The organism is Kocuria sp. CCUG 69068, from assembly GCF_020833785.1.
Classification (GTDB): Bacteria; Actinomycetota; Actinomycetes; order Actinomycetales; family Micrococcaceae; genus Kocuria; species Kocuria rosea.
On record NZ_PDDL01000004.1, the window covers coordinates 1 to 23,302 of the forward strand.

The 23,302-nt window shown below is 72.8% G+C and carries 19 protein-coding genes and 1 pseudogene; 12 read left to right on the forward strand and 8 right to left on the reverse strand.

Annotation, left to right across the window (positions count from 1 at the left end; genetic code table 11):
* The 3 genes and pseudogenes from CRM73_RS01280 to CRM73_RS01290 all read right to left on the reverse strand — a co-directional run.
* Positions 1 to 568, reverse strand: a pseudogene (locus CRM73_RS01280) (hypothetical protein); the annotation flags it as partial.
* A 53-nt stretch (positions 569 to 621) separates the two neighbouring features.
* Positions 622 to 1,605 (reverse strand): bile acid:sodium symporter family protein, encoded by a 984-nt coding sequence (locus CRM73_RS01285; RefSeq protein WP_035924107.1) that lies wholly within the window; start codon positions 1,603 to 1,605, stop codon positions 622 to 624.
* Positions 1,599 to 2,258, reverse strand: coding sequence for an MBL fold metallo-hydrolase (locus tag CRM73_RS01290; protein ID WP_229586523.1), 660 nt, complete (start codon positions 2,256 to 2,258; stop codon positions 1,599 to 1,601). Before CRM73_RS01290 ends, CRM73_RS01285 begins: the two co-directional genes overlap by 7 nt.
* 266 nt (positions 2,259 to 2,524) lie before the next feature.
* Here CRM73_RS01290 and CRM73_RS01295 point away from each other — a divergent pair, with 266 nt between their 5' ends.
* The 12 genes from CRM73_RS01295 (at position 2,525) to secG (ending at position 17,519) form a co-directional block, all read left to right on the forward strand.
* Positions 2,525 to 3,046 (forward strand): MarR family winged helix-turn-helix transcriptional regulator, encoded by a 522-nt coding sequence (locus tag CRM73_RS01295; RefSeq protein ID WP_052132723.1) that lies wholly within the window; start codon positions 2,525 to 2,527, stop codon positions 3,044 to 3,046.
* On the forward strand, positions 3,043 to 4,779 hold the full coding sequence (locus CRM73_RS01300; RefSeq protein ID WP_229586525.1) for an MDR family MFS transporter: 1,737 nt from the start codon (positions 3,043 to 3,045) through the stop codon (positions 4,777 to 4,779). Before CRM73_RS01295 ends, CRM73_RS01300 begins: the two co-directional genes overlap by 4 nt.
* A 44-nt stretch (positions 4,780 to 4,823) precedes the next feature.
* Complete coding sequence (gene uvrA, locus CRM73_RS01305) at positions 4,824 to 7,829, forward strand: excinuclease ABC subunit UvrA (protein WP_229586557.1); 3,006 nt, start codon at positions 4,824 to 4,826, stop codon at positions 7,827 to 7,829.
* Positions 7,826 to 8,521, forward strand: a complete 696-nt coding sequence (locus CRM73_RS01310) for an HAD hydrolase-like protein (protein ID WP_229586527.1) — start codon at positions 7,826 to 7,828, stop codon at positions 8,519 to 8,521. Before uvrA ends, CRM73_RS01310 begins: the two co-directional genes overlap by 4 nt.
* Before the next feature lie 13 nt (positions 8,522 to 8,534).
* Positions 8,535 to 10,583 carry an excinuclease ABC subunit UvrC gene (gene uvrC, locus CRM73_RS01315; RefSeq protein ID WP_229586529.1) on the forward strand — a complete coding sequence of 683 codons (2,049 nt, stop codon included), beginning with the start codon at positions 8,535 to 8,537 and terminating at the stop codon, positions 10,581 to 10,583.
* Between the two features lie 100 nt (positions 10,584 to 10,683).
* Positions 10,684 to 11,610 carry an RNase adapter RapZ gene (rapZ, locus tag CRM73_RS01320; protein ID WP_095651779.1) on the forward strand — a complete coding sequence of 309 codons (927 nt, stop codon included), beginning with the start codon at positions 10,684 to 10,686 and terminating at the stop codon, positions 11,608 to 11,610.
* Positions 11,611 to 11,641: 31 nt separating this feature from the next.
* Positions 11,642 to 12,721 (forward strand): uridine diphosphate-N-acetylglucosamine-binding protein YvcK, encoded by a 1,080-nt coding sequence (gene yvcK / locus CRM73_RS01325; RefSeq protein WP_109222858.1) that lies wholly within the window; start codon positions 11,642 to 11,644, stop codon positions 12,719 to 12,721.
* Positions 12,722 to 12,771: 50 nt separating this feature from the next.
* Positions 12,772 to 13,752, forward strand: coding sequence for a DNA-binding protein WhiA (gene whiA / locus CRM73_RS01330; RefSeq protein ID WP_031282663.1), 981 nt, complete (start codon positions 12,772 to 12,774; stop codon positions 13,750 to 13,752).
* A 230-nt stretch (positions 13,753 to 13,982) separates the two neighbouring features.
* Positions 13,983 to 14,987: a type I glyceraldehyde-3-phosphate dehydrogenase gene (gap, locus tag CRM73_RS01335; protein WP_031282661.1), complete on the forward strand. Its 1,005-nt coding sequence runs from the start codon at positions 13,983 to 13,985 to the stop codon at positions 14,985 to 14,987.
* Between the two features lie 40 nt (positions 14,988 to 15,027).
* On the forward strand, positions 15,028 to 16,251 hold the full coding sequence (gene pgk / locus CRM73_RS01340) for a phosphoglycerate kinase (RefSeq protein ID WP_017832805.1): 1,224 nt from the start codon (positions 15,028 to 15,030) through the stop codon (positions 16,249 to 16,251).
* Between the two features lie 127 nt (positions 16,252 to 16,378).
* Entirely contained in the window at positions 16,379 to 17,194 is an 816-nt protein-coding gene (tpiA, locus tag CRM73_RS01345; RefSeq protein ID WP_095651535.1) for a triose-phosphate isomerase, read from the forward strand.
* 70 nt (positions 17,195 to 17,264) lie between these two features.
* Entirely contained in the window at positions 17,265 to 17,519 is a 255-nt protein-coding gene (gene secG / locus CRM73_RS01350; protein ID WP_035923973.1) for a preprotein translocase subunit SecG, read from the forward strand.
* Between the two features lie 135 nt (positions 17,520 to 17,654).
* On the opposite strand, the gene CRM73_RS01355 is transcribed toward secG, so the two are convergent.
* The 5 genes from CRM73_RS01355 to zwf form a co-directional block, all read right to left on the reverse strand.
* Entirely contained in the window at positions 17,655 to 18,518 is an 864-nt protein-coding gene (locus CRM73_RS01355; protein ID WP_109268936.1) for a hypothetical protein, read from the reverse strand.
* 34 nt (positions 18,519 to 18,552) lie between these two features.
* On the reverse strand, positions 18,553 to 19,161 hold the full coding sequence (locus tag CRM73_RS01360; protein ID WP_126346344.1) for a hypothetical protein: 609 nt from the start codon (positions 19,159 to 19,161) through the stop codon (positions 18,553 to 18,555).
* Positions 19,162 to 19,822: 661 nt separating this feature from the next.
* Positions 19,823 to 20,572, reverse strand: coding sequence for a 6-phosphogluconolactonase (gene pgl / locus CRM73_RS01365; protein WP_229586531.1), 750 nt, complete (start codon positions 20,570 to 20,572; stop codon positions 19,823 to 19,825).
* Positions 20,569 to 21,702 carry a glucose-6-phosphate dehydrogenase assembly protein OpcA gene (locus CRM73_RS01370; protein WP_017832800.1) on the reverse strand — a complete coding sequence of 378 codons (1,134 nt, stop codon included), beginning with the start codon at positions 21,700 to 21,702 and terminating at the stop codon, positions 20,569 to 20,571. The genes pgl and CRM73_RS01370 overlap by 4 nt, the downstream gene beginning before the upstream one ends.
* Positions 21,699 to 23,210 carry a glucose-6-phosphate dehydrogenase gene (gene zwf / locus CRM73_RS01375; RefSeq protein ID WP_017832799.1) on the reverse strand — a complete coding sequence of 504 codons (1,512 nt, stop codon included), beginning with the start codon at positions 23,208 to 23,210 and terminating at the stop codon, positions 21,699 to 21,701. The genes CRM73_RS01370 and zwf overlap by 4 nt, the downstream gene beginning before the upstream one ends.
* Positions 23,211 to 23,302: the final 92 nt, after the last annotated feature.

The window sequence follows — 23,302 nt, forward strand, 5'->3', positions numbered from 1 at the left end:
CCAGGGCGCGGAGCCGTGCGGCGGGCCCGGCCCCGGGGACGAGCCCCAGGGTCTCGGCGAGCCGTGCGCGGGGTCCGGGGGCGACGGCTCCCGCGAGGGCGTGCTCGAGAGCGGTCCCGACCGTGTCCGGTGCCGCCGGGGCCCAGGCCTGCAGGGTGCGCTGGGCCAGCATGCCGGGGAAGCCGCCGTCGGCGACGAGGTCGGCGAGGTGCGCTGCGGCGCGGGGGAGGGGCGCGCGGTCGGTGAGCACCCATGCGGTGTGCTCCCGCAGCCACGGCTCGTCGTCGAGGAGCGCGGTGAGGAGCGTGTCCGCCCGGGACCCGGGCACGGAGGCGAGGGCATGGACGGCGGCGATCGCCGCGACGTGGTCGTCGCGCCGGCGGATCTCCTCCGCGAGCACGGGCAGCGCCCCGGCTGGATCCTCCCGGACCGCCTGCAGCAGGTCGTCGGCGCGGCGGATGCCGTCGAGGATCGAGGGGGCGCGGCGGACGGCCTCGAGGGCCTCGTGCGTCGCCGCGCCGGTGCGCTCTGCGCTCGTTGACGGGGCGCGGGGCGCGGCGAAGGTCATGGGCCTCACCGTAGCCGAGGCCCGGTGCCGCGCACAGCGGGTCGCGGGGATTCTCAGGCTCCTGGGAGCCGGCGCGCCGCCCGCGCGTCGGCACGGCGGCAGAGCAGGGCGAACAGGGCGCCCGAGAGGTTGTGCCAGACCGAGAACACCGCGGCAGGCAGGGCGGCGAGGGGGTTCATGTACTGGGCGGCGAGCCCGGCGGCCAGCCCCGAGTTCTGCATGCCCACCTCCACGGCGGTGGTGCGGCGCACGGCGATCGGCTGCCGCGTCACCGCCCCCACGAGGTGGCCGAGGACCAGGCCCAGGACGTTGTGCAGGGCCACGGCCGCGAGCACGAGCAGGCCCGCCTCCACGATCCGGTCGGCGCTGCCCGAGACGACGATGGCCACGATCACGGCGATGGCCGCCACCGACACCCACGGCAGGGCGGGCAGGGCGCGCTCGACCAGGCGGGGCGCGAGCAGTCGGACGGCGAGGCCCGCGACGACGGGCAGGAGGACGATCTTGGTGATCGACCATGCCATCGCCCCGCCGTCCACCGGCAGGTACTGCCCGGCCAGCCACAGGGTGAGCAGCGGGGTCAGCAGCGGTGCGAGCAGCGTGGAGATCGAGGTCATGGCGACGGACAGGGCCACGTCGCCGCGGGCGAGGTAGGCGACCACGTTGGAGGCCGTCCCCCCGGGCGCGCAGCCCACCAGGATCACGCCCGCGGCGAGCTCCGGCGGCAGCCGCAGCAGGAACACCACGAGCAGGGCCACGAGCGGCATGATCACATACTGGGCCCCGACGCCGAGCAGTACCGGCAGCGGCCGCTTCGCCACGAGCGCGAAGTCCACGGGCCGCAGGGTCAGGCCCATGCCGAACATGACCACGCCCAGCAAGGGGTTGATCCACCCGGACAGGCCGCTCACGGCGCCAGGGGCGAGGAAGCCCACGAGCCCGCCCGCGAGGACGAGCACGGGGAAGAGCAGGACGGCGGTGTAGGCGCCGCGGTCGGGCGCGGCGGTGACGGCCGCCGCGGGCCCGGGGCCTACCACCCGCGGGCCCGCCACTCCTCGAGGTGCGGGCGCTCCGCCCCCAGCGTGGTCGGCTTCCCGTGGCCGGGGTGGACCACGGTGTCGTCCTCGAAGCGCTCGAAGACGCGCTCGGTGACGTCGTCCATCAGCTGCTGGAAGTCCTCGGGGCTGTTCGTCTTGCCCACACCGCCGGGGAAGAGGGAGTCGCCGGAGAAGATGTGCGCCGGGCCCTGCGGGTCGCGGTAGACCAGGGCGATCGAGCCGGGGGTGTGCCCGCGCAGGCCGATGACCTCCAGGTCGAAGCCGTCGAACTCCGCCGTGTCGCCGTCCTCGAAGGTCAGGTCCATGGGCACGGCGATGTCGGACTCGTCGTCGGCGCCGCACGCCGTCATGGCCTCGGAGCGGGAGCGGACCTCCTCCAGGGCGCGGACGTGGTCCCAGTGCGAGTGGGTGGTGATGATGAGCTGGAGATTGCCGTAGGCCTGCGAGCAGTCGCCGTTGCCGGCGCCCACGAGACCGGCGATGGCCCGGGCGTCGTCGGCCGCGTCGATGAGGACCTGCGTGCCCTCGTCCTTGGAGGTGAGGAGGTAGACGTTGTTGTCCATCTCGCTCACGGAGATCCGGCGAATCGTGACCTCGGAGAGGTCGGTGACCTCCGTCTTCGTTGCGATCATGAGGACGAAGGTACTCCCGACTCCTGGCACTGGCCAATCGCGGGAGCGCCGGGGCGCCGGGCGGTGTGTCCGACGGCACGGGCGCCGGGGTTGGCTTCCCCACACCGTCCGGATAAAGTTGCGTGAGGCAACAAAACATCAAGGCATCCGGTGGCACCACGCCCGCGTCGTCGTCGACGCGGGACCCCGCGAGGAGCGGGGAGTGCGGACCGGGTGCCCCTTCGTCGTTGTCGCCCCGAACATCCCCGATCCCGGAGGAGCCTCCGTTGCCCGTCTCCCACGACACCGCCGTGGAGCTGGTGCGCGACCTGCTCGAGCTGCAGCGCGTCATGAAGCGCGTGACCAAGACCGACGCCGGCCCGCGCCGGCTCAACCCCACGGCGATCGCCCTGCTCTACTACCTCGACGGCAACGGGCCCCGCCGGGCCACCGTGATGGCCGCCGAGACAGGTCTCGGGCCCTCCGGGCTGAGCCGCCAGCTGGCCGTCCTCGAGGAGGAGGGCCACGTGGAGCGCACCCCCGACCCCGACGACGGGCGCGCCGCGCTGGTCGCCATCACGGATCGGGGCCGGGAGCACGTCCGGGCCGTGCTCGAGCAGGACGCCCAGCGTCTCGCCGCGCGGCTCGAGGGCTGGGACGAGGAGCAGGCCCGCACCAGCCGCGGGGCCATCAACGAGATCACCACCGTCTTCCTGGACTCCCTCGGCGTGGAGCGCACCACGTCCTGCCGGGACCAGCCGGACCGGGACCACGCAGACCGAGAGCACGAGGAGCACACCGCACCATGACGTCACAGCAACCGACCACCGCACCGGGCGGGGGGACCGGCGCCTCCCACCAGGAGGTCATGCGGGCGCTCACGGGGATCCTCTCGGTGTTCTTCATGGCGATGGTCACCCTCACGATCATCGGCACGGCCCTGCCCGTGATCATGGCCGACCTCGGCGGGGACCAGACGTCCTTGTCCTGGACGGTCACCGGCACCCTCCTCGCCAACGCCGCGACCACGCCCGTCTGGGGCAAGCTCGCCGACCTCTTCGACAAGAAGAAGCTGCTGCAGCTGTCCATCGTGATCTTCGTGCTCGGCTCGGCCATGGCCGGGCTGGCCCCGACCATCGAGTTCCTCATCCTGGCCCGCGTGGTCCAGGGCGTGGCCATGGGCGGGATCATGGCCCTGGCCATGACCATCATGGGCACGATCATCCCGCCCCGGGAGCGCGGCCGCTACGCCGGCTACATGGGCGCCGTCATGGCCGTGGCCACCTCCGCCGGCCCGCTGCTCGGCGGGCTCATCGTGGACCTCTTCGGCTGGCGCTGGGTGTTCCTCATCCCCGCCCCGCTGGCGGTCCTGGCGGCCGTGCTCGTCCACCGCACCCTGCACATCCCGCCGCAGGCGCCCCGGAAGGTGAGCATCGACTGGCTCGGCATCGTGCTGCTGATCGTCTCGGCCTCCGCGCTGCTGCTGTGGGTGTCCCTGGCCGGGCAGCCGGGCATGTTCGAGTGGGTCTCGGCGACCTCCGCGGCCCTCGTGGCCACCGCGCTCGTGGGCTCCGTGCTGTTCGTGCTCGTGGAGCAGCGCGCCGCCGAGCCGGTGCTGCCCATCCGCGTGGTCACCGAGCGCACCACCGCGCTGGCCATCCTCGCGGCCATCGCCACCGGCGCGGCCATGTTCGCCTCGACCACCTACCTCGGCCAGTACTTCCAGCTGGGTCAGGGCTTCAGCCCCACCATGGCTGGGATGCTCATGCTGCCGCAGGTCTTCGGCTCCCTCGTGGGCGCCACGGTCGCCGGGCAGCTGATCACCCGCTACGGGCGGTGGAAGATCATCCTGGTGGTCGCCGCCGTGCTCATGTCCACGGGCCTGTTCCTCGCCGCCACGCTCACGCACGACACCGCGCTGTGGGCCGTGAGCGTCTTCATCTTCCTCGTGGGCCTGGGCATCGGCGCGCTGAACCAGAACCTGGTCCTGGCCGTCCAGAACACCGTGGGGCTCAAGGACATGGGCGCGGCGTCCTCCTCGGTGGCCTTCTTCCGCACCATGGGCGGCGCCGTGGCGGTCGCCGTGTTCGGCGCCCTCATGAGCTCCCACCTGGCCCGGCAGCTCGCCGAGAGCACCCGCGCCCGCGGCGGGGACCCCGCCGCGGTGGACAGCTCCACGATGGACCTGGAGTCGCTGCCCGCCTCCGTCGAGGGCGTGGTGCGCGAGGCCTACGGCACGGGCACCGGTCTCGTCTTCCTGGTCGCCGCCGTCGCGTCCCTCGTGACGCTGCTCGCGGTGCTCCTCATCAAGGAGGTGCCGCTGCGGCGCACCGTGGACATCGTGGAGGTGGACCCCGCCACGGGCCGGCTCAAGGTCGTCACCCGCACCCTCGACGCCCGCGAGATCCGGCGCCGGCAGCAGGAGGCCGCGGCCGGCCCGCACGCCGAGGAGACCGGTCCGGGCGCGGACGGCGCCGCCGGCGGAGCGGCCCCGGACCGGGTCCGCGAGGACACCTCCACCGGCCCCGTGGACCGGGTGTGAACCCGCCCACGGACCCGGCCCCGATGTCCGGGCCCGGTACTAGAGTGGAGGGCGTGTCTGAGCCGATCCCCACGTCCACCCTGGTCCTGAACCCGTCGACCGATTCCTCCGAAGCCCTCGACGGGCCGGTGACCGCCACCGGCGCCCGGACCGCCCGCCGGTCCGACCTCACCGAGATCGTGGTGCAGGGCGCGCGCGAGCACAACCTCGACAACGTCTCGCTGACCGTGCCGCGGGACGCCATGGTCGTGTTCACGGGGCTCTCCGGCTCCGGGAAGTCGTCGCTGGCCTTCGACACGATCTTCGCCGAGGGCCAGCGCCGCTACGTCGAGTCCCTGTCCTCCTACGCCCGGATGTTCCTGGGCCGGGTGGACAAGCCGGACGTCGACTTCATCGAGGGCCTGTCCCCGGCGGTGTCCATCGACCAGAAGTCCACCTCCCGCAACCCGCGCTCCACCGTGGGCACGATCACCGAGATCTACGACTACATGCGCCTGCTGTGGGCGCGTGTCGGCCACCCGCACTGTCCCGAGTGCGGCGAGGCGATCAAGAAGCAGACCCCGCAGCAGATCGTGGACCAGCTCCTCGAGATGCCGGAGACGACCCGCTTCCAGGTGCTCGCGCCCGTGGTGCGCGAGCGCAAGGGCGAGTTCGTGGACCTCTTCCAGGAGCTCTCCGCGAAGGGCTTCTCCCGCGCCACCGTGGACGGCGAGACGGTCCAGCTCTCGGACCCGCCCAAGCTCAAGAAGCAGTACAAGCACACGATCGAGGTGGTCGTGGACCGGCTCGTGGTCAAGGAGGGCATCCGCCAGCGCCTGACCGACTCCGTCGAGACGGCGCTGGGCCTCGCCGAGGGGCGCGTCGTCGTCGAGCTCGTGCCCCGCTCGGACGAGGAGATCGCCCACCCGCTGGAGCTGCGCCGCCCGTTCTCCGAGAACCTCGCCTGCCCCAACGAGCACCCCCTGCAGGCCGACGAGATCGAGCCCCGCTCCTTCTCCTTCAACGCCCCGTTCGGCGCGTGCCCGGAGTGCGACGGCATCGGCTCGCGGCTCGAGGTCGACGAGGAGCTTGTGGTCCCCAACCCGGACCTCTCCCTCGTGGAGGGCGCGATCGCCCCGTGGTCGCTCGGCAAGGCCACGAGCGAGTACTGGAACCGCCTGCTCGCCGGCCTGGGCCAGGAGCTCGGCTTCGACCTGGTCACCCCGTGGGGGAAGCTGCCCGCCAAGGCGCGCAAGGCGATCCTCGAGGGCAAGGACTACCAGGTCACCGTGGCCTACCGGAACCGGTTCGGCCGGGAGCGCCGCTACACCCAGGGCTTCGAGGGCGTGATCGGCTACATCAAGCGCAAGCACGCGGAGACGGAGTCGGACAACGCCAAGGACCGCTACGAGCAGTACATGCGCCAGGTGGCGTGCCCGGCCTGCGACGGCGCCCGGCTGAACCCGACCATGCTCGCCGTGACCGTGGGCGGGAAGAACATCGCCGAGACCACCCGCATGCCCATGCGGGACGCCCACGCGTTCTTCCGGGACCTGGAGCTCAGCACCCGCGAGACGAAGATCGGCGAGCAGGTGCTCAAGGAGATCCAGGCGCGCCTGACGTTCCTCGTGGACGTGGGCCTGGACTACCTCAACCTGGAGCGCGCCGCCGCGACGCTGTCCGGCGGCGAGGCCCAGCGCATCCGCCTGGCCACCCAGATCGGGGCCGGGCTCGTGGGCGTGCTCTACGTCCTGGACGAGCCCTCGATCGGCCTGCACCAGCGGGACAACCGCCGGCTCATCGGGACCCTCACCAAGCTGCGGGACATGGGCAACACCCTGATCGTCGTCGAGCACGACGAGGACACCATCCGCGAGGCCGACTGGATCGTGGACGTCGGCCCCGGCGCCGGCGAGCGCGGCGGGCGCGTGGTGCACTCCGGGACCTACGCCGAGCTGCTCGCCAACGAGGAGTCCATCACGGCCGACTACCTCTCGGGCCGCCGGGCCATCCGGGTGCCCGCGCAGCGCCGGACGATCGACCGCAAGCGGATGCTCAAGGTCGTGGGCGCGCGGGAGAACAACCTGCGCGGCATCGACGTCTCCTTCCCGCTCGGGGTGCTGACCGCGGTGACCGGGGTGTCCGGGTCCGGGAAGTCCACCCTGGTCAACGACATCCTCTACACGGCGCTGGCCAACAAGCTCAACGGGGCCAAGCAGGTCCCCGGCCGGCACAAGCGGATCGACGGCGTGGACCAGCTCGACAAGGTGGTGCACGTGGACCAGAGCCCGATCGGGCGGACCCCGCGCTCCAACCCCGCCACGTACACGGGCGTGTTCGACCACATCCGCAAGCTCTTCGCCGAGACCCCGGAGGCGAAGGTGCGCGGCTACCAGGCCGGCCGGTTCTCCTTCAACGTCAAGGGCGGGCGCTGCGAGGCGTGCTCGGGCGACGGCACGATCAAGATCGAGATGAACTTCCTGCCGGACGTCTACGTCCCGTGCGAGGTGTGCAAGGGCGCCCGGTACAACCGGGAGACCCTCGAGGTGCACTACAAGGGCAAGACCATCGCCGAGGTCCTGGAGATGCCCATCGAGGAGGCCGCCGAGTTCTTCAAGGCGTTCGGCCCGATCGCCCGGCACCTCAACACCCTCGTGGACGTCGGCCTCGGCTACGTCCGCCTGGGCCAGCCCGCCACGACCCTGTCCGGCGGTGAGGCCCAGCGCGTGAAGCTCGGCGCGGAGCTGCAGAAGCGCTCCAACGGCCGCTCCATCTACGTGCTGGACGAGCCCACCACCGGCCTGCACTTCGAGGACATCCGCAAGCTGCTGCTCGTGCTGCAGGGGCTCGTGGACAAGGGCAACACGGTGATGACCATCGAGCACAACCTGGACGTCATCAAGTCCGCCGACTGGATCGTGGACCTCGGCCCGGACGGCGGCTCCGGCGGCGGGCAGGTCGTGGCCGAGGGCACCCCCGAGCAGGTGGCCCGGAACACGAACAGCCACACCGGCCGGTTCCTGGCGGAGGTGCTCGCCGAGCGCCCCGTCCCGGCGGGGGCCGCCCGATGACCGCCCCCGTGGTGCTCTGGGACCTCGACGGCACCCTCCTGGACCCTGCCGGGGCGATCACCGGCGGCATCGCGCGGGCCCTGGCCGAGCACGGCCACGCCGTGCCCGAGGACCTGCGCCGGTTCGTGGGCCCGCCCGTGGGCTTCTCCCTGCGGACCTTCACCGACGTCCCGGAGGAGGACATCCCGGCGGTGGTCGCCACCTACCGGGCCCGCTACCGCACCGAGGGGCTCGCGCAGACCCGGATCTACCCGGGGGTGGAGGAGCTCCTGGAGCGCCTGCACGGGGCCGGCGTGCGGATGGCCGTGGCCACCCAGAAGCCCGAGCCCACCGCCGAGCTCGCCGTCGAGCGGTTCGGCCTCACCCGGTGGTTCGAGACCGTCTCGGGGGCCGCCGACGACGCCGCGGCCGCCCCGCGCGACGGACTGGCCCACGACAAGCCCGCCATCATCGGGGAGGCCCTGCGCCGGCTCGGCGTGACCGCCCCGGACCCCGCGCGCACGGTCATGATCGGGGACCGCCGCTACGACGCCGAGGGCGCGCTCGCCCACGGGATCGACTGCCTGGGCGTCGCCTGGGGCTTCGCCGACGAGGACGAGCTGGGGACCGGCTTCGCCGCCGTGGCCCGGGACGCCGCCGAGCTCGGGGAGCTCCTGGCCCGGTACACCGCCCCGGCCCCGACCGGCAGCTGAGGGGGACCGGACCGTGGCCGATCCGGAGAGCTACCGCCCCGCCCGCCAGGACATCCCGACCGCCCCGGGGGTCTACCGCTTCCGCGACGAGTACGGGCGCGTGGTCTACGTGGGCAAGGCCAAGAACCTGCGCAACCGGCTGAGCTCCTACTTCGCGCCCCCGCACGCCCTGAGCCCCAAGACCCGCGCCATGGTCACCACCGCGGCCGGGGTCGAGTGGACCGTGGTGGGCAGCGAGCTGGAGTCCCTGCAGCTCGAGTACACGTGGATCAAGGAGTTCAAGCCCCGGTTCAACATCGCCTACCGGGACGACAAGTCCTACCCCTACCTCGCCGTCACGATGGCCGAGTCCGTGCCGCGGGCCCAGGTGGTCCGGGGGGAGAAGAAGAAGGGCAACCGCTACTTCGGCCCCTACTCCCAGGCCTGGGCGATCCGCGAGACCCTCGACGCCCTGCTGCGGGTCTTCCCCGTGCGCACCTGCTCCAAGGGCGTCTACCGGCGCGCCGAGCAGTCCGGGCGCCCGTGCCTGCTGGGCTACATCGACAAGTGCTCCGCCCCGTGCGTGGGGCGGATCTCCGAGGAGGACCACTACGCCCTCGCGGAGGACCTGTGCCGGTTCATGGCCGGGCACGCGACCCCGTTCATCAAGGAGCTGCAGCGGCAGATGCAGGAGGCCGCCGCGGCCATGGACTTCGAGACCGCCGCCGCGCGCCGGGACGACATCGCCGCCCTGGAGAAGGCCTTCGAGCGCAACGCCGTGGTGCTCTCCGACAGCACCGACGCCGACTTCTTCGCGCTCGCCGAGGACGAGCTGGAGGCCGCCGTCCAGGTCTTCCACGTCCGGGGCGGCCGGATCCGCGGCCAGCGCGGCTGGGTCACCGAGAAGGTCGAGGAGGCCGACGGCGGACGCCTGCTGGAGCAGCTGCTCGAGCAGGTCTACGGCGACACCGCCGCGGACGCCGCCGAGAGCGCCCACGCCGCCGCGCCCCCGTCCTCGGGCGGATCGAAGCACCGGCCCTCCGCGGAGCTCGCCTACCGGGAGGACGCCATCCCGCGCACCGTGCTGCTCTCCGAGCCCGCCGACAGCGCCGACCGGCTCGAGGAGTGGCTCTCGGGGCTGCGCGGATCGCGCGTGACGATCGCCGTGCCGCAGCGCGGGGAGAAGGCGCACCTCATGGAGACGGTGCAGGAGAACGCCCGGCAGGCGCTGAAGCTGCACAAGTCCCGGCGGGCGGGCGACATCACGACCCGCTCCGCGTCCCTGCAGGAGCTGCAGGAGGCCCTCGACATCCCCGTGGCGCTGATGCGCATCGAGTGCTACGACATCTCGCACGTGCAGGGGACCAACGTCGTCGCCTCCATGGTCGTCTTCGAGGACGGGCTGCCCAAGAAGTCGGACTACCGGAAGTTCTCGGTCACCGGCGAGGCCGCCCGGGACGACACCGCGTCCATGCACGACGTCATCTCCCGGCGCTTCCGCCGCCACCTCGAGGAGCAGGCCGAGCGGGAGGCCGCCGGGCCGCGCACCGGGCAGGTGGACGCGGGGGCCGAGGCCCCCGAGCGGGCGCGGTTCGCGTATCCGCCCAGCCTGGTGGTGGTCGACGGCGGGCCCCCGCAGGTCGCCGCCGCCGCCCGGGCGCTGCGCGAGCTCGGGATCGACGACGTCCACGTGGTCGGCCTGGCCAAGCGGCTCGAGGAGGTCTGGGTGCCGGACGACGAGTTCCCCGTGATCCTGCCGCGCGCGAGCCAGGGCCTCTACCTGCTCCAGCGGATCCGCGACGAGGCCCACCGCTTCGCCATCACCTTCCACCGCAAGAAGCGCTCCTCCGCCATGACGGTCTCCGTGCTCGACGAGCTGCCCGGGGTGGGCCCCGCCAAGCAGAAGGCCCTGCTCAAGCACTTCGGCTCCGTCAAGAAGCTCCGGGCGGCCCGGGTCGAGGAGCTGGAGCAGGTCCCCGGCTTCGGGCGGACCCTCGCCGAGAAGGTGGCCGCCGCGCTGCAGGCCTCCGACGACACCACCGCCCCGGCGGTCAACATGACCACCGGTGAGGTGCTGTCCTGAGCCCGGGCGCGCCGCCGGGGTCACGGCGGGGCCCCGCCGACTTCGTTAGGCTGGGGCGGGACCACGGGCGCAGGCCACCACGACGGGAGACGGAGCGGACATGAGCGAGCACACCGCCGGAGCGGACGTCGGGACGGCGGACGGGACCGACCACGCGAAACCGACCAGCTCGGAGCTGCTCGTCGTGACGGGCATGTCCGGGGCCGGGCGCAGCACGGCCGCGAACGCCCTCGAGGACCTCGGCTGGTACGTGGTCGACAACCTGCCGCCGCAGATGCTGCACACCCTCGCCGACCTCGTCTCCCGGACGCCGCAGGCCCTGCCCAAGCTGGCGGTCGTCATCGACGTGCGCGGCAAGGCCCTGTTCAGCGACATGAAGGAGACGCTGGCCGCCCTCGAGGCGTCCGACGTCGACTTCTCGGTGCTCTTCCTGGACGCCGCCGACGAGGTCCTGGTCTCCCGCTACGAGCACCAGCGCCGGCCCCACCCGCTGCAGGCCGGCGGCCGGATCCTCGACGGGATCCGCGCCGAGCGCGCCCTGCTGACGGACCTGCGGGAATCGGCCGACGTGGTCCTGGACACCTCCGCGTTCAACGTGCACGCCCTGTCCCGGGCCGTGGCCGACCTGTTCTCCACGAACGGGCCCGTGGTCCTGCGCCTGACCGTGCTCAGCTTCGGCTTCAAGTACGGGGTCCCCGCGGACGCCAACTACGTGGCCGACGTCCGGTTCATCCCCAACCCGCACTGGGTCCCGTCGCTGCGCCCGCGCACCGGCAAGGACGACGAGGTCCGGGACTACGTCTTCCAGGACGACGGCCCCCGGCAGTTCGTGGACCGGTTCGTCGCCATGCTCGAACCCGTCTTCGCGGGATACCGTACGGAGAACAAGCACTACGCCACCATCGCGATCGGCTGCACGGGCGGGAAACACCGCTCCGTGGCCGTGAGCGAGGAGGTGGCCCGCAGGCTCGCCAAGCTGCCGCTCGTGACGGTCAACATCCAGCACCGGGACATGGGCCGGGAGTGACCGGCTCGCCCTCACCGCGATGGGACCCCCGATGACCCTTCCTCCCACCGGCGCGTTCCCCCGGCTGCCCCTCAGCAGCGGCGCCGATGCCGACCCCCACCACTCGCCCGACCCCTCCGCCCGGCGGCCCGGCGGCGCCAGCCCCTCCGTGGTCGCCCTCGGCGGCGGGCACGGGCTCTCGGCGAACCTCGCCGCGCTGCGCCGGATCACCCCGGTGCTCACGGCGGTCGTGACGGTGGCCGACGACGGCGGCTCCTCCGGCCGGCTGCGCGACGAGCTCGGCGTCCTGCCCCCGGGGGACCTGCGGATGGCGCTCGCCGCGCTGTGCGACGACTCCGAGTGGGGCCGGACGTGGCGCGACGTCATGCAGCACCGGTTCAGCTCCTCGGAGGGGCGTACCACGACCCTCGACAACCACGCGCTGGGCAACCTGCTCATCGTCACGCTATGGGAGCTGCTGGGGGACCCGGTGGCGGGGCTCGAGTGGGCGGGCGCCCTGCTGGGCGCCCGCGGCCGGGTGCTGCCGATGTCCACGCAGCCGCTGGTCATCGCCGGCGACGTCCCCGGCGCCCTGTCCGGCGGGAGCGCGAGCGGCTGCGCGAGCGAGGCCGGCACGGTCCGCACGATCACCGGGCAGGCGGTCCTGGCGAAGCAGGCCGACGTCTGCAACGTGCGGCTCGTGCCCCCGGACGCCCCGGCCTGCCCGCAGGCGGTCGAGGCGGTCGGGCTCGCCGACTGGGTGATCATGGGGCCGGGCTCGTGGCACACCTCCGTGCTGCCGCACCTGCTGCTGCCCGAGCTGCGGCAGGCGATCTGCGGCTCGCCGGCGCGCCGCTGCGTCACCCTGAACCTCTCGCCGGACACCGAGACGCGCGGCAAGACCGCCGCCGACCACCTGCGGGTCCTGCACGACTACTGCCCCGAGCTGACCCTGGACGTGGTCCTCGCCGACCCCTCGGCCACCGAGGACGGCGCCGACCTCGAGGAGGTCGCCCGCGGCCTGGGCGCCGAGGTCTTCTACGCCGACGTCCGGGCGCACCCCGGCACCGCCGTGCACAACACGCTCCGGCTCGCGGCCGCCTACCAGGAGATCTTCGAGCGCCACCGCTGAGCCTGCCGCCCCACCCCCACACACCCCAGCATCCCCAGGAAAGGAACCGCGTGGCCCTGACGTCATCGGTGAAGGAAGAACTGTCCCGCCTCGAGATCAAGAGGTCCTCGGAGCGCCGCGCCGAGCTCTCCGCCCTGCTGCGCTTCGCGGGTGGGCTCCACATCGTCTCGGGACGCATCGTCGTCGAGGCGGAGGTGGACCTCGGCGCCACCGCGCGCAGGGTGCGCCGCGCCGTCCACGAGGTCTTCGGCCACGACAGCGAGATCGTGGTCGTCTCCGGCGGGGGACTGCGGCGCGGGAGCTCCTACGTGGTGCGCGTCGTCGAGGACGGCGAGGCCCTCGCCCGCCAGACGGGACTGCTCGACTCGCGCGGGCGCCCCGTGCGCGGGCTCCCGCCCGCCGTGGTCAACGGGGCCGTGGCCGACGCCGAAGCGGTGCTGCGCGGGGCCTTCCTGGCCCACGGCTCCCTCACGGAGCCCGGCCGCTCCGCCGCGATGGAGTTCACCTGCCCCGGCCCGGAGGCCGCCCTCGCGCTCGTGGGCGCGGCCCGCCGGCTCGGCGTCCTCGCGAAGGCCCGCGAGGTGCGCGGCGTGGACCGGGTGGTCGTGCGGGACGGGGACGCGATCGCCGCGCTGCTCACCCGGATGGGCGCCCACCAGACGCTCCTCCAGTGGGAGGACCGGCGGATGCGCAAGGAGGTGCGCGCCACCGCCAACCGCCTCGCCAACTTCGACGACGCCAACCTCCGCCGCTCCGCGCAGGCCGCCGTGGCCGCCGGCGCCCGGGTGGAGCGCGCCCTGGAGATCCTCGGCGACGAGGTCCCGGAGCACCTGCGGCAGGCGGGGGAGCTGCGGCTGTCCAACAAGCAGGCCAGCCTCGACGAGCTGGGCCGGCTCGCCGACCCCCCGCTCACCAAGGACGCCGTGGCGGGCCGGATCCGCCGGCTGCTGGCCATGGCGGACCGCCGGGCGGAGGAGCTGAACCTCCCGGGCACCGACGCCGGTGTCGCCGCGGAGGCCCTGCCCTCCTGAGCGGGGCGCGCCGGCGCCGCTGCGCCGGCGCGGTCACTCCGGGGCCGCGCCGGGAGAGGGCTTTGGTCCCGCGTGGGTTTCCGAGGGTCCGCATCCCTCGATGTGGGATTGTATGGGTTTGGCGATGAATACCGGGTGAATCTTTCACGACCCCAAGACATCCCAGGGATAACCACGTAGAATGGGACCTGGTTCAACGATCTAGACCCCGACCAACACAGGAGTACCCAGTGACCATTCGAGTGGGCATCAACGGTTTCGGACGCATCGGACGCAACTTCCTCCGCGCGGCGCGCGAGCAGGGCGAGAACATCGAGGTCGTGGCCGTGAACGACCTCACGGACCCGGAGGCCCTGGTCCACCTCTTCAAGTACGACTCCATCATGGGCCGGTTCCCCGGCGAGGTGACGCTCAACGGCGACACCATGAGCGTCGACGGCCACGAGGTCAAGTTCCTCGCCGAGCCCGACCCCGCCAAGCTGCCCTGGGGCGAGCTCGGCGTGGACGTCGTCGTCGAGTCGACCGGCCGCTTCACCAACGGCTCCAAGGCCAAGGCCCACCTGGACGGCGGCGCCAAGAAGGTCGTCCTGTCCGCCCCGGGCAAGGAGATCGACGGCACGTTCGTGCCCGGCGTCAACCTCGACACCTACGACGCCGCGTCGATGAACATCGTCTCCGCGGCCTCCTGCACCACGAACTGCCTCGCGCCCATGGCGAAGGTCCTCAACGACGCGTTCGGCATCGAGCGGGGTCTGATGACCACCATCCACGCCTACACCGCGGACCAGAACCTGCAGGACGGCCCGCACAGCGACCTGCGCCGCGCCCGCGCCGCCGCCCTCAACATGGTGCCCACCACCACCGGCGCGGCCGCCGCCGTGGGCCTCGTGCTGCCCGAGCTCAAGGGCAAGCTGGACGGTTTCGCCGTGCGCGTGCCCGTGCCCACCGGCTCCGTCGTGGACCTCACCTTCGACGCCCAGAAGGAGGTCACCGTCGAGTCGGTCAACGCCGCCATGAAGGAGGCCGCCGAGGGCCCCATGAAGGGCATCGTCAAGTACACCGAGGACCCCATCGTCTCCTCGGACATCCAGGGCGACAGCATCTCCACGATCTTCGACGCCCCGCTGACGAAGGTCATCGGCAACCAGGTCAAGGTCATCGCCTGGTACGACAACGAGTGGGGCTACACCTCCCGCCTCGTCAACGTCGTCTCCCACGTCGGCGCGCAGCTCTGAGCCCGTCGCCGCGCGACGCCGCCGGGGTAGGGTGAGTGGCATGGCTCATGCACTTGACGAACTGATCGCCGACGGCGTCGCCGGGCGCCGCGTCCTGGTCCGCTCCGACCTCAACGTCCCCCTGGACGGCTCCACCGTGACCGACGACGGGCGCGTCCGCGCGTCCCTGCCGGTCCTGAAGAAGCTGGCCGACGCCGGGGCCCGCGTCATCGTGATGGCGCACCTGGGCCGGCCCAAGGGGCAGGTCGACCCGAAGTACTCGATCGCGCCCGCCGCGCGGAAGCTGGCCGAGCTGGCCGACTTCCCCGTGGCGGTCGCCTCCGACGTCGTCGGGGAGGACGCCCGGGCCAAGGCCGAGGCCCTCGCCGACGGCGAGGTGCTCGTGATCGAGAACGTCCGCTTCGACCCCCGCGAGACCTCGAAGGACGACGCCGAGCGCGGCGCCTTCGCGGACGAGCTCGCCGCCCTGACGGGCGAGAACGGGGCCTACGTGGACGACGCCTTCGGCGCGGTGCACCGCAAGCACGCCTCGGTGTTCGACATCGCCCACCGGCTCCCGGCCTACCTGGGCGACCTCGTCAAGCGGGAGCTGGACGTGCTCACCAAGGTGGTCTCCGCCCCCGAGCGCCCCTTCGTGGTGGTCATGGGCGGGTCCAAGGTCTCCGACAAGCTCGCCGTGATCGAGAACCTCATCGGCAAGGCCGACTCGCTGCTCATCGGCGGCGGCATGGTCTTCACGTTCCTCGCCGCCCAGGGGCACTCCGTGGGCGGGTCCCTCCTGGAGCAGGACCAGATCGGGACGGTCAAGGACTACCTCGAGAAGGCCTCCGCGGCCGGCACCGAGATCGTCCTGCCCGTGGACATCGTCTACGCGGCGGAGTTCGCCGCGGACGCCGCGCACGAGGTGCGCCCGGTCGACGCCATCGAGGACGGGGAGATCGGCTCCACCGGTCTCGGCCTGGACATCGGCCCCGAGTCCGCGAAGCTGTTCGCCGAGCGGATCCGCGGCGCGAAGACCGTGTTCTGGAACGGCCCCGCGGGCGTGTTCGAGATGGAGGCCTTCGCCGGGGGCACCCGGGCGGTCGCCGAGGCCGTGGTGGCCTCGGACGCGATGAGCGTCATCGGCGGCGGCGACTCCGCCTCGGCCGTGCGCAACCTCGGGTTCTCCGACGACCAGTTCGGGCACATCTCCACCGGCGGCGGCGCCTCCCTCGAGTTCATCGAGGGCAAGGAGCTCCCCGGGGTCGTGGCCCTGGGCGCCTGACCCGCACGCTCCCCGCCACGGCGCCGGGGGCGCCCCGGGGCCGCACGGCCCGGGGCGCCCCCGCCGCCCAGCGCACCACTGCCGAACCGCACGACGAGCGGCGCACCCGCCGCGGACAGGAGTCCCCATGACCTCGCAGACCAACGGTCAGTTCGACCGCACGCCGCTGATCGCCGGCAACTGGAAGATGAACATGGACCACGCCCAGGCGATCACCCTGCTGCAGAAGCTGGCGTGGACCCTGGACGACGCCAAGCACGACTACTCCCGCGCCGAGGTGGCCGTCTTCCCGCCGTTCACCGACCTCCGCTCCGTCCAGAGCCTCGTGGACGGTGACGACCTGCGCGTCGTCTACGGCGCCCAGGACCTCTCCGACCAGGACTCCGGCGCCTACACCGGCGACATCTCCGGCCAGTTCCTGGCCAAGCTCGGCTGCACCTACGTGCTCGTGGGCCACTCCGAGCGCCGCACGGTCCACGGCGAGTCCGACGAGCTGTGCAACGCCAAGATCGCCGCCGCCCACCGCCACGGCCTGGTCCCGGTGCTGTGCGTCGGCGAGGGCCTCGAGGTCCGGCAGGCCGGCGAGCACGTCGCCTTCACGCTCGAGCAGCTGCGCGGCTCCATCGCCGGCCTCGAGGCGGACCGGGTGGCCGAGCTCGTGGTGGCCTACGAGCCCGTCTGGGCGATCGGCACCGGCGAGGTCGCCGGTCCCGAGGACGCCCAGGAGATGGCCGCCGCCATCCGCGCCGAGCTGGCCGGGCTCTACGACGACGGGACCGCCGCGAAGACCCGCATCCTCTACGGCGGTTCCGCGAAGGCTGCCAACGCCGGCTCGATCCTCAAGGGCAAGGACGTGGACGGCGTCCTCGTCGGCGGCGCCAGCCTCGACGCCGAGGAGTTTGCTAGCATTGCCAGGTTCGAGCAGCACCTCGTGACCGACTGATCACGACCCCCTGACCGTCCGCGCCCGCCGGGCGCGGCTGCTCGACGGACACCCCCGAGGGAAGGCCCCAGTGGAAATTCTGCAGAACGTGCTCCTGGCGATCATCGTGCTCACGAGCCTCCTGGCCGTTCTCCTCGTCCTGCTCAACAAGGGCAAGGGCGGGGGCCTCTCCGACATGTTCGGCGGCGGCATGACCCAGTCCCTCAACACCTCGGGCGTGGCGCAGAAGAACCTGGTCCGCCTCACCACCACCACGGCCGTGGTCTGGGCCCTGTCCATCGCGGCCTACGCGCTGACCATGCGCTTCGCCGAAGTGGCCGTCTGAGCCGACGGCTGGTCGAACGACCCCCGGCCTCCCCGGCCGACCACGGAAGTCCGTGCTCGGCCGGGGAAGCCGGGGGTCGTCCGCGCTGAGGGGCCGCCGCATGCGCCCGGCGACGTGCGGTCCCCGCGCCCCGGATCAGCGCCCGTACTGGACCCGCAACGAGGCGTCGTCGGGCAGCACCACCACCGTTCCCTCCTCGACGGACCACCCCTCGTGGAGGAAGAAGTACCGTTCCCCGCTGACGGTGAGCAGGCGCAGCCCGTCGTAGCGGTACAGCGGGGCCTCGGCCGTGCCCAGCTCGTGCGTCGTGACCCCCAGGACGTCGAGGCCCAGTGGTTCCTGGCTGTAGACCTGCGCCCGGGGCAGCCACGGCAGGTTCACCTCGAGATCCTCCGCGAGCCCCCGTCCACGGGCCTCCGCGAAGTTCGAGGTTCCCCAGAAGAGCAGCAGCGCTACGAGGACCAGGAGCAGCGTCGCCTCGACGGCCTGCTGCTCGGCGGGCCGTCGAGGGCCCTCCACGGCAGCGGCACAGCGGCGGATGCGGACGGCCCACGCGGCCACGAGCACGCCGGCGGTGACGAGGTACGGGGCGTACAGGGGGCTGTAGACGCGTTCGGCGAACAGCAGGACGACCATGAGGCCGATCAGGGCCCCTGCACCGAGCAGAGCCGCCCGCGGCAGTGTGGTCGCCCACCTGCCGGCCGCTCCCCGGTCGATGCGTCTCCGCAGCAGCCGGTCCAGCCAGACCCACAGCATCGCCAGCGCGACCAGCAGCAGCAGCGGCAGGTACAGCGCGCTGATGCTCAGCAGCGCGAAGTCCCGCGTGGTGTAGCCGAACAGGTTGACGTGCAGTCCCATCCACTCGGCCTGCGCCTTCGCGCGAGCCCAGCCGAAGTAGAACACCAGGGCCGTGACCACGGTGGCCGGCGGCCCGATGACCGACACGTAGCCCAGGACGTGCGACCACACGGAGCCGGTCGGGGCAGCGGTCTCCGTCATCGTTGCCGCCCGGTACCGCAGCCGCAGCGGCCCGTCAGGAGCCGGGGGCCGGACATGCCGTCGTGCCGGGGGCGTAGTCCAGGGCGACCGTGCTGAGGGCCGGGTCCTCGAGCACGTAGCCGGAGCCCGAGAGGGCCACCGGCAGCGAACCACCCGCCTCCGGGACCGGTGCCGGGGGCGCCACGAAGAACGGTCCGGTCGATGCCCACTGGATCGGCACGGGAGTCGGGCCCACGGTGACGAACTGCACGCTGCCCACGGGCAGGGCCCGGTCCTGCACGTTTCCGCGCAGGTGGACAGGAACGCCTCCGCACGGCGGCACGGGCACGGCGGACTCGCCGGCCTCGTCCGGCGCGGTCGCGAGCCCCGTGATGGACAGGGGGCAGGCGGTGCCCGGCGTGTCGACGAGCACGGGCACGTCCTCGGGGTGGTCCCGGTGGAACTGCACCAGACGCTGCAGCATGGCGACCGCCGCAACGTCGTGACAGCTCTGCGGCAGCGGCGCGGCAGCCAGTGCCGCCGCCCCCTGGGACCAGAGCGCCTCGTCGTTGGTCACGGCCGCCCGGCACAACAGGGAGGCGGCGTCCTGCGCGCTCGCGCCGGCCAGGCTGTCGTGGTCGCACGTGCCGGCGCGCAGGGCCACGTACCATCCCGGTTCTCCGGGACCGACGGGTCCGATCGGCAGACCGCCGATCACGGGAGCGACGCGAGGAGGGGCCGGGGTGCTGCCCTCGCCGTCGTTCCCGCCGCCGGGACGCGCACCGCCGTTGCCCTCGCCGCCGGGACGCGCACCGTCGGGACCCCCACCGCCGTTGCTCCCACCGCCGGGAGCGGCACCGTCGGGAGCGGCACCGTCGGATCGGTCGCGGTCGGAGCCGTCACGCCCGGGCCCGGCGGCGTCCTCGGAGCCGGGCTCGGCACTCGGAAGGTCCGTGGAGCCGTCCGAGGTCCGCGCGGAAAGGTCCGATTCCGGCTCGGTGGTCTGCTCGGCCGCAGGGGATCCGTTCGCCGGCTCGGCGCCGTCGTCGGGTCCGCCCCGGCCGCACGCCGTGAGCACCACGAGGACGCCGGCGGCCAGGACGGTGCCGACGCGGACGGGACGTGCCGGGAACACGACCTCACCGGCCGTCCGCGCTCGTCCGGATGTCGCCACAGGTACGCAGGATCTCCATGGTCATGGATCCCGTTCTCTTCGCCAGGCGCTCGGGTGCCGACTCTCATCGGTGAGCATGACGGCACAGGCGTCACTACGGCGTGACTACCGTCCGGTCACTCGGGGTGCTTCGCCCCGGCGGCCCGACGCGTCAGCCGTCGAGGGCGTCCTGCGTGACCAGCAGCAGCGTCTCCTCGGTCCCGCGCACTCCGGCCCCGGGCGTGCGTTCGATCGGGGCGCCGCCGCGGACGGCCGCGACCGCCCCTGCCTTGTCCGCCCCGGCCACGAGGAACCAGACCCGCTCCGCGCTGTTGATCATCGGCAGCGTCATGGTCACCCGCTCCGGCGGGGGCTTGGGGGAGTCTCGCACCCCCAGCACGGTGGCGTCCTGCTCGTGCACGTGCGGCAGCCCCGGGAACAGGGAGGCCACGTGGCCGTCGGGGCCCAGGCCCAGCAGCGAGAGGTCGAACCGGGGGTACGCCTCCGTCCGCTGCTCCGCGTCGGCCGCCGCCGCCAGCTCGCGCCGGTAGTCGAAGGCGGCGTCCTCGGCGGTGGCGAAGTCGTCGGCGCTGCCCATGTAGTGCACCCGGTCCGGGTTCAGGTCCAGGGCCCCGCCCACGGCCTCGACGGCCTGGACGCAGTTGCGATCGGCGCTGTCGCCGGCCACGAAGCGCTCGTCCGACCACCACACGTCGACGCGGGTCCAGTCGACCTCGTCCCGGCGGGCGGAGGCGGCGAGGGCCGCGAGCACCGCGGTGCCCATGCTCCCGCCGGTGAGCACGAGGCTCGCCTCCCCGCGCTCCTCCTGCGCCGCCACGACCACGTCGAGGACCCGGTCCGCGGTGTCCGCGGCGAGCGACTGCTTGTCCGGGTGGGCGACGGTCTCCAGCTCGGCGCTCATGCGCGCTCCTCCCCGGGGGCCAGGACGGACGTCTCGGGTGCCGGGACGGATGCCTCGGCGGCCGGGACCGCACCGGAGTCCGGTTCCGCCGGCTCGTCCGCCGGGGCGTCGTCGGGCGTCGTCCGGTCCCGGTCGGGGAGGCGGCCGCCGTGCTCGGCGAGGAACCGTGCGGCGCCGGGGGTGAGCTCGCCGGCGGTGTCCACGATCTGGGCGATCCGCACGTCCCGCAGGCCGGTCGTGATCACCTCGCCGTAGACCTCGTCGGGGTCCAGGCGCCGGAGCTCCTCGGCGATGCAGGCGTTGAGGTCCCGCACGGGCATGGCGATCTGCTGGTCGGGCTGACCGGGCTGCCGCAGCATCGCCACGGACCGGCCCGGGCGCTCGAGCACGATCTCGCCGTCGTCCCGGACCAGGGTCACCCGGTCGAGGCGGCGGGGCCCGGGGCTGTTGACCAGCGTCACGTCGGCGTCGAGCCGGGTGCCCAGCCACGTGCCGAGCAGCACCACGCTGGGGGAGCGGCCGCATCCCTCCACGACGACCTCGCGCACGGGCGCGGGCTCCGCCTGGTCCAGGACCGCGGCCAGTTGGATCCGCCAGTTGGTCACCCGGGTCCAGGCGAGATCCGTGTCGCCGGGGACGTACCGGGTGCTCAGCTCGGCGAGCGCCTCGTAGGCGTCGTCGCTGCGCGCGGAGTCCGTGATCCGCCGGTGGGCGATCCCGGCGATGGACGAGGTGTGCGGCGAGGGCGGCGGCACCGTGTGCGCCCACCAGGCGACGATCGGGGCGTCCGGCAGCAGCAGCGCCGAGAACAGGGTCTCGGTGGGCTCGGCGAGCTCGCCGTAGCCGTGCAGCACGATGACCTCGGAGGCGCCGGCGTCACCGCCCATGCGCAGCTGGGCGTCGAGCCGGGTGCTCTCCGCCTGGGAGTGCGCCACGTGCACGAGGATCCGGCACGGGTGCTCGTGGCTCGCGAAGTTCGCGGCCTCCAGGGCGGCCTCGGAGTGCCCGGCCTGGGCGAGGATCACGAGCGTGAGGACCCGGCCGAGCGTGACGACGCCGTGCTGGTCCCGCAGCTGGCTCAGCTTCTTGTCGATGGCCGAGGTGGTGGTGTTCTCCATCGAAACGATCACGGTCGCCTCCAGACGCGTCCGTCGCGGGCCAGCAGCTCGTCGGCGGCGGCGGGTCCCCAGGACCCGGGCGCGTAGGGCTCCGGCATGATCTCCTGCTCCGACCAGCACTGCTCGAAGGGGTCGAGGATCCGCCAGGACAGCTCGACCTCCTCGTGGTCGGGGAACAGTGGTGGTTCCCCGAGCAGCAGGTCGAGGATCAGGCGCTCGTAGGCCTCCGGGCTGGACTCGGTGAACGAGTGGCCGTAGCCGAAGTCCATCGTGACGTCCCGGATCTCCGACTGGGTCCCGGGCACCTTGGAGCCCAGCCGGATGGTCACGCCCTCGTCGGGCTGGATCCGGACCACGATGACGTTCTGTCCCAGGTCCTCGTGGCCGTTGTCCCCGAACAGCAGGTTGGGGGAGTTCTTGAACTGCACCGCGATCTCGGTCACCCGCCGGCCCAGGCGCTTGCCGGCGCGCAGGTAGAACGGCACGCCCGCCCACCGGCGGTTGTTGATGTCCACGCGCAGCGCCGCGTAGGTCTCGGTGCGGGAGTCGGCGGGGATGTCCTGCTCCTCGAGGAAGCCCCGCACGCGCTCACCGCCCTGCAGACCGGCCTCGTACTGGCCGAGCGCCGAGTGCGCCGCCCGGTCCTCGGGGACGACGACGGAGGCCAGGACCTTCGCCTTCTCGGCGCGCATGTGGTGGGCCTGGAAGGACAGCGGCTCCTCCATGGCCGTGAGGGCCAGCAGCTGCAGCAGGTGGTTCTGGATGACGTCGCGGGCCGCGCCCACGCCGTCGTAGTAGCCGGCGCGGGAGCCGATGCCGATGTCCTCGGCCATGGTGATCTGCACGTGGTCCACGAACTGCGCGTTCCACAGGGGCTCGAACATCTGGTTCGCGAAGCGCAGCGCCAGGATGTTCTGCACCGTCTCCTTGCCCAGGTAGTGGTCGATGCGGAACACCGAGTCCGCCGGGAACACCCGCTCCACGATGGCGTTGAGCTCCTGCGCGGACTCGAGGTCGTGGCCGAAGGGCTTCTCGATGACCACGCGGCGCCACCCGGAGGCGTTCTCGTGCTGGGCCAGGCCGTGGTCGGCGAGCTGCTGGCAGACCGTCTCGAACGCCTTCGGCGGGATCGAGAGGTAGAACGCGTGGTTGCCGCGCGTCCCCGAGTGCACGTCGAGCTCCTTGAGGGTCGACTTGAGCGCCTCGTAGGCCTTGTCCTCGTCGAACTCCCCGCGCACGAACCGGACGCCGGAGGCGAACTGGCGCCACACGTCCTCCTGGAAGGGGGTGCGGGCGTGCGCCTCGACGGACTCGCGCACCACCTCGCGGAACTGCTCGTGGGACCAGTCGCGGCGGCCGAAGCCGACGAGCGCGAAGGACGGCGGCAGCAGACCCCGGTTGACGAGGTCGTACATCGCCGGCAGCAGCTTCTTCTTCGCGAGGTCTCCCGTCACGCCGAAGAGCACGAGCGCCGACGGGGCGGCGACCCGGACGAGCCGCCTGTCCCTCGGGTCCCGCAGGGGATTGCGGGCGTTGTTGTCTGGCAACGGTACTCCTTCACGTCTCTGCGGGGCCGTGGCACCCACGGGGGCCTGCACGCGCAACGGTCGGC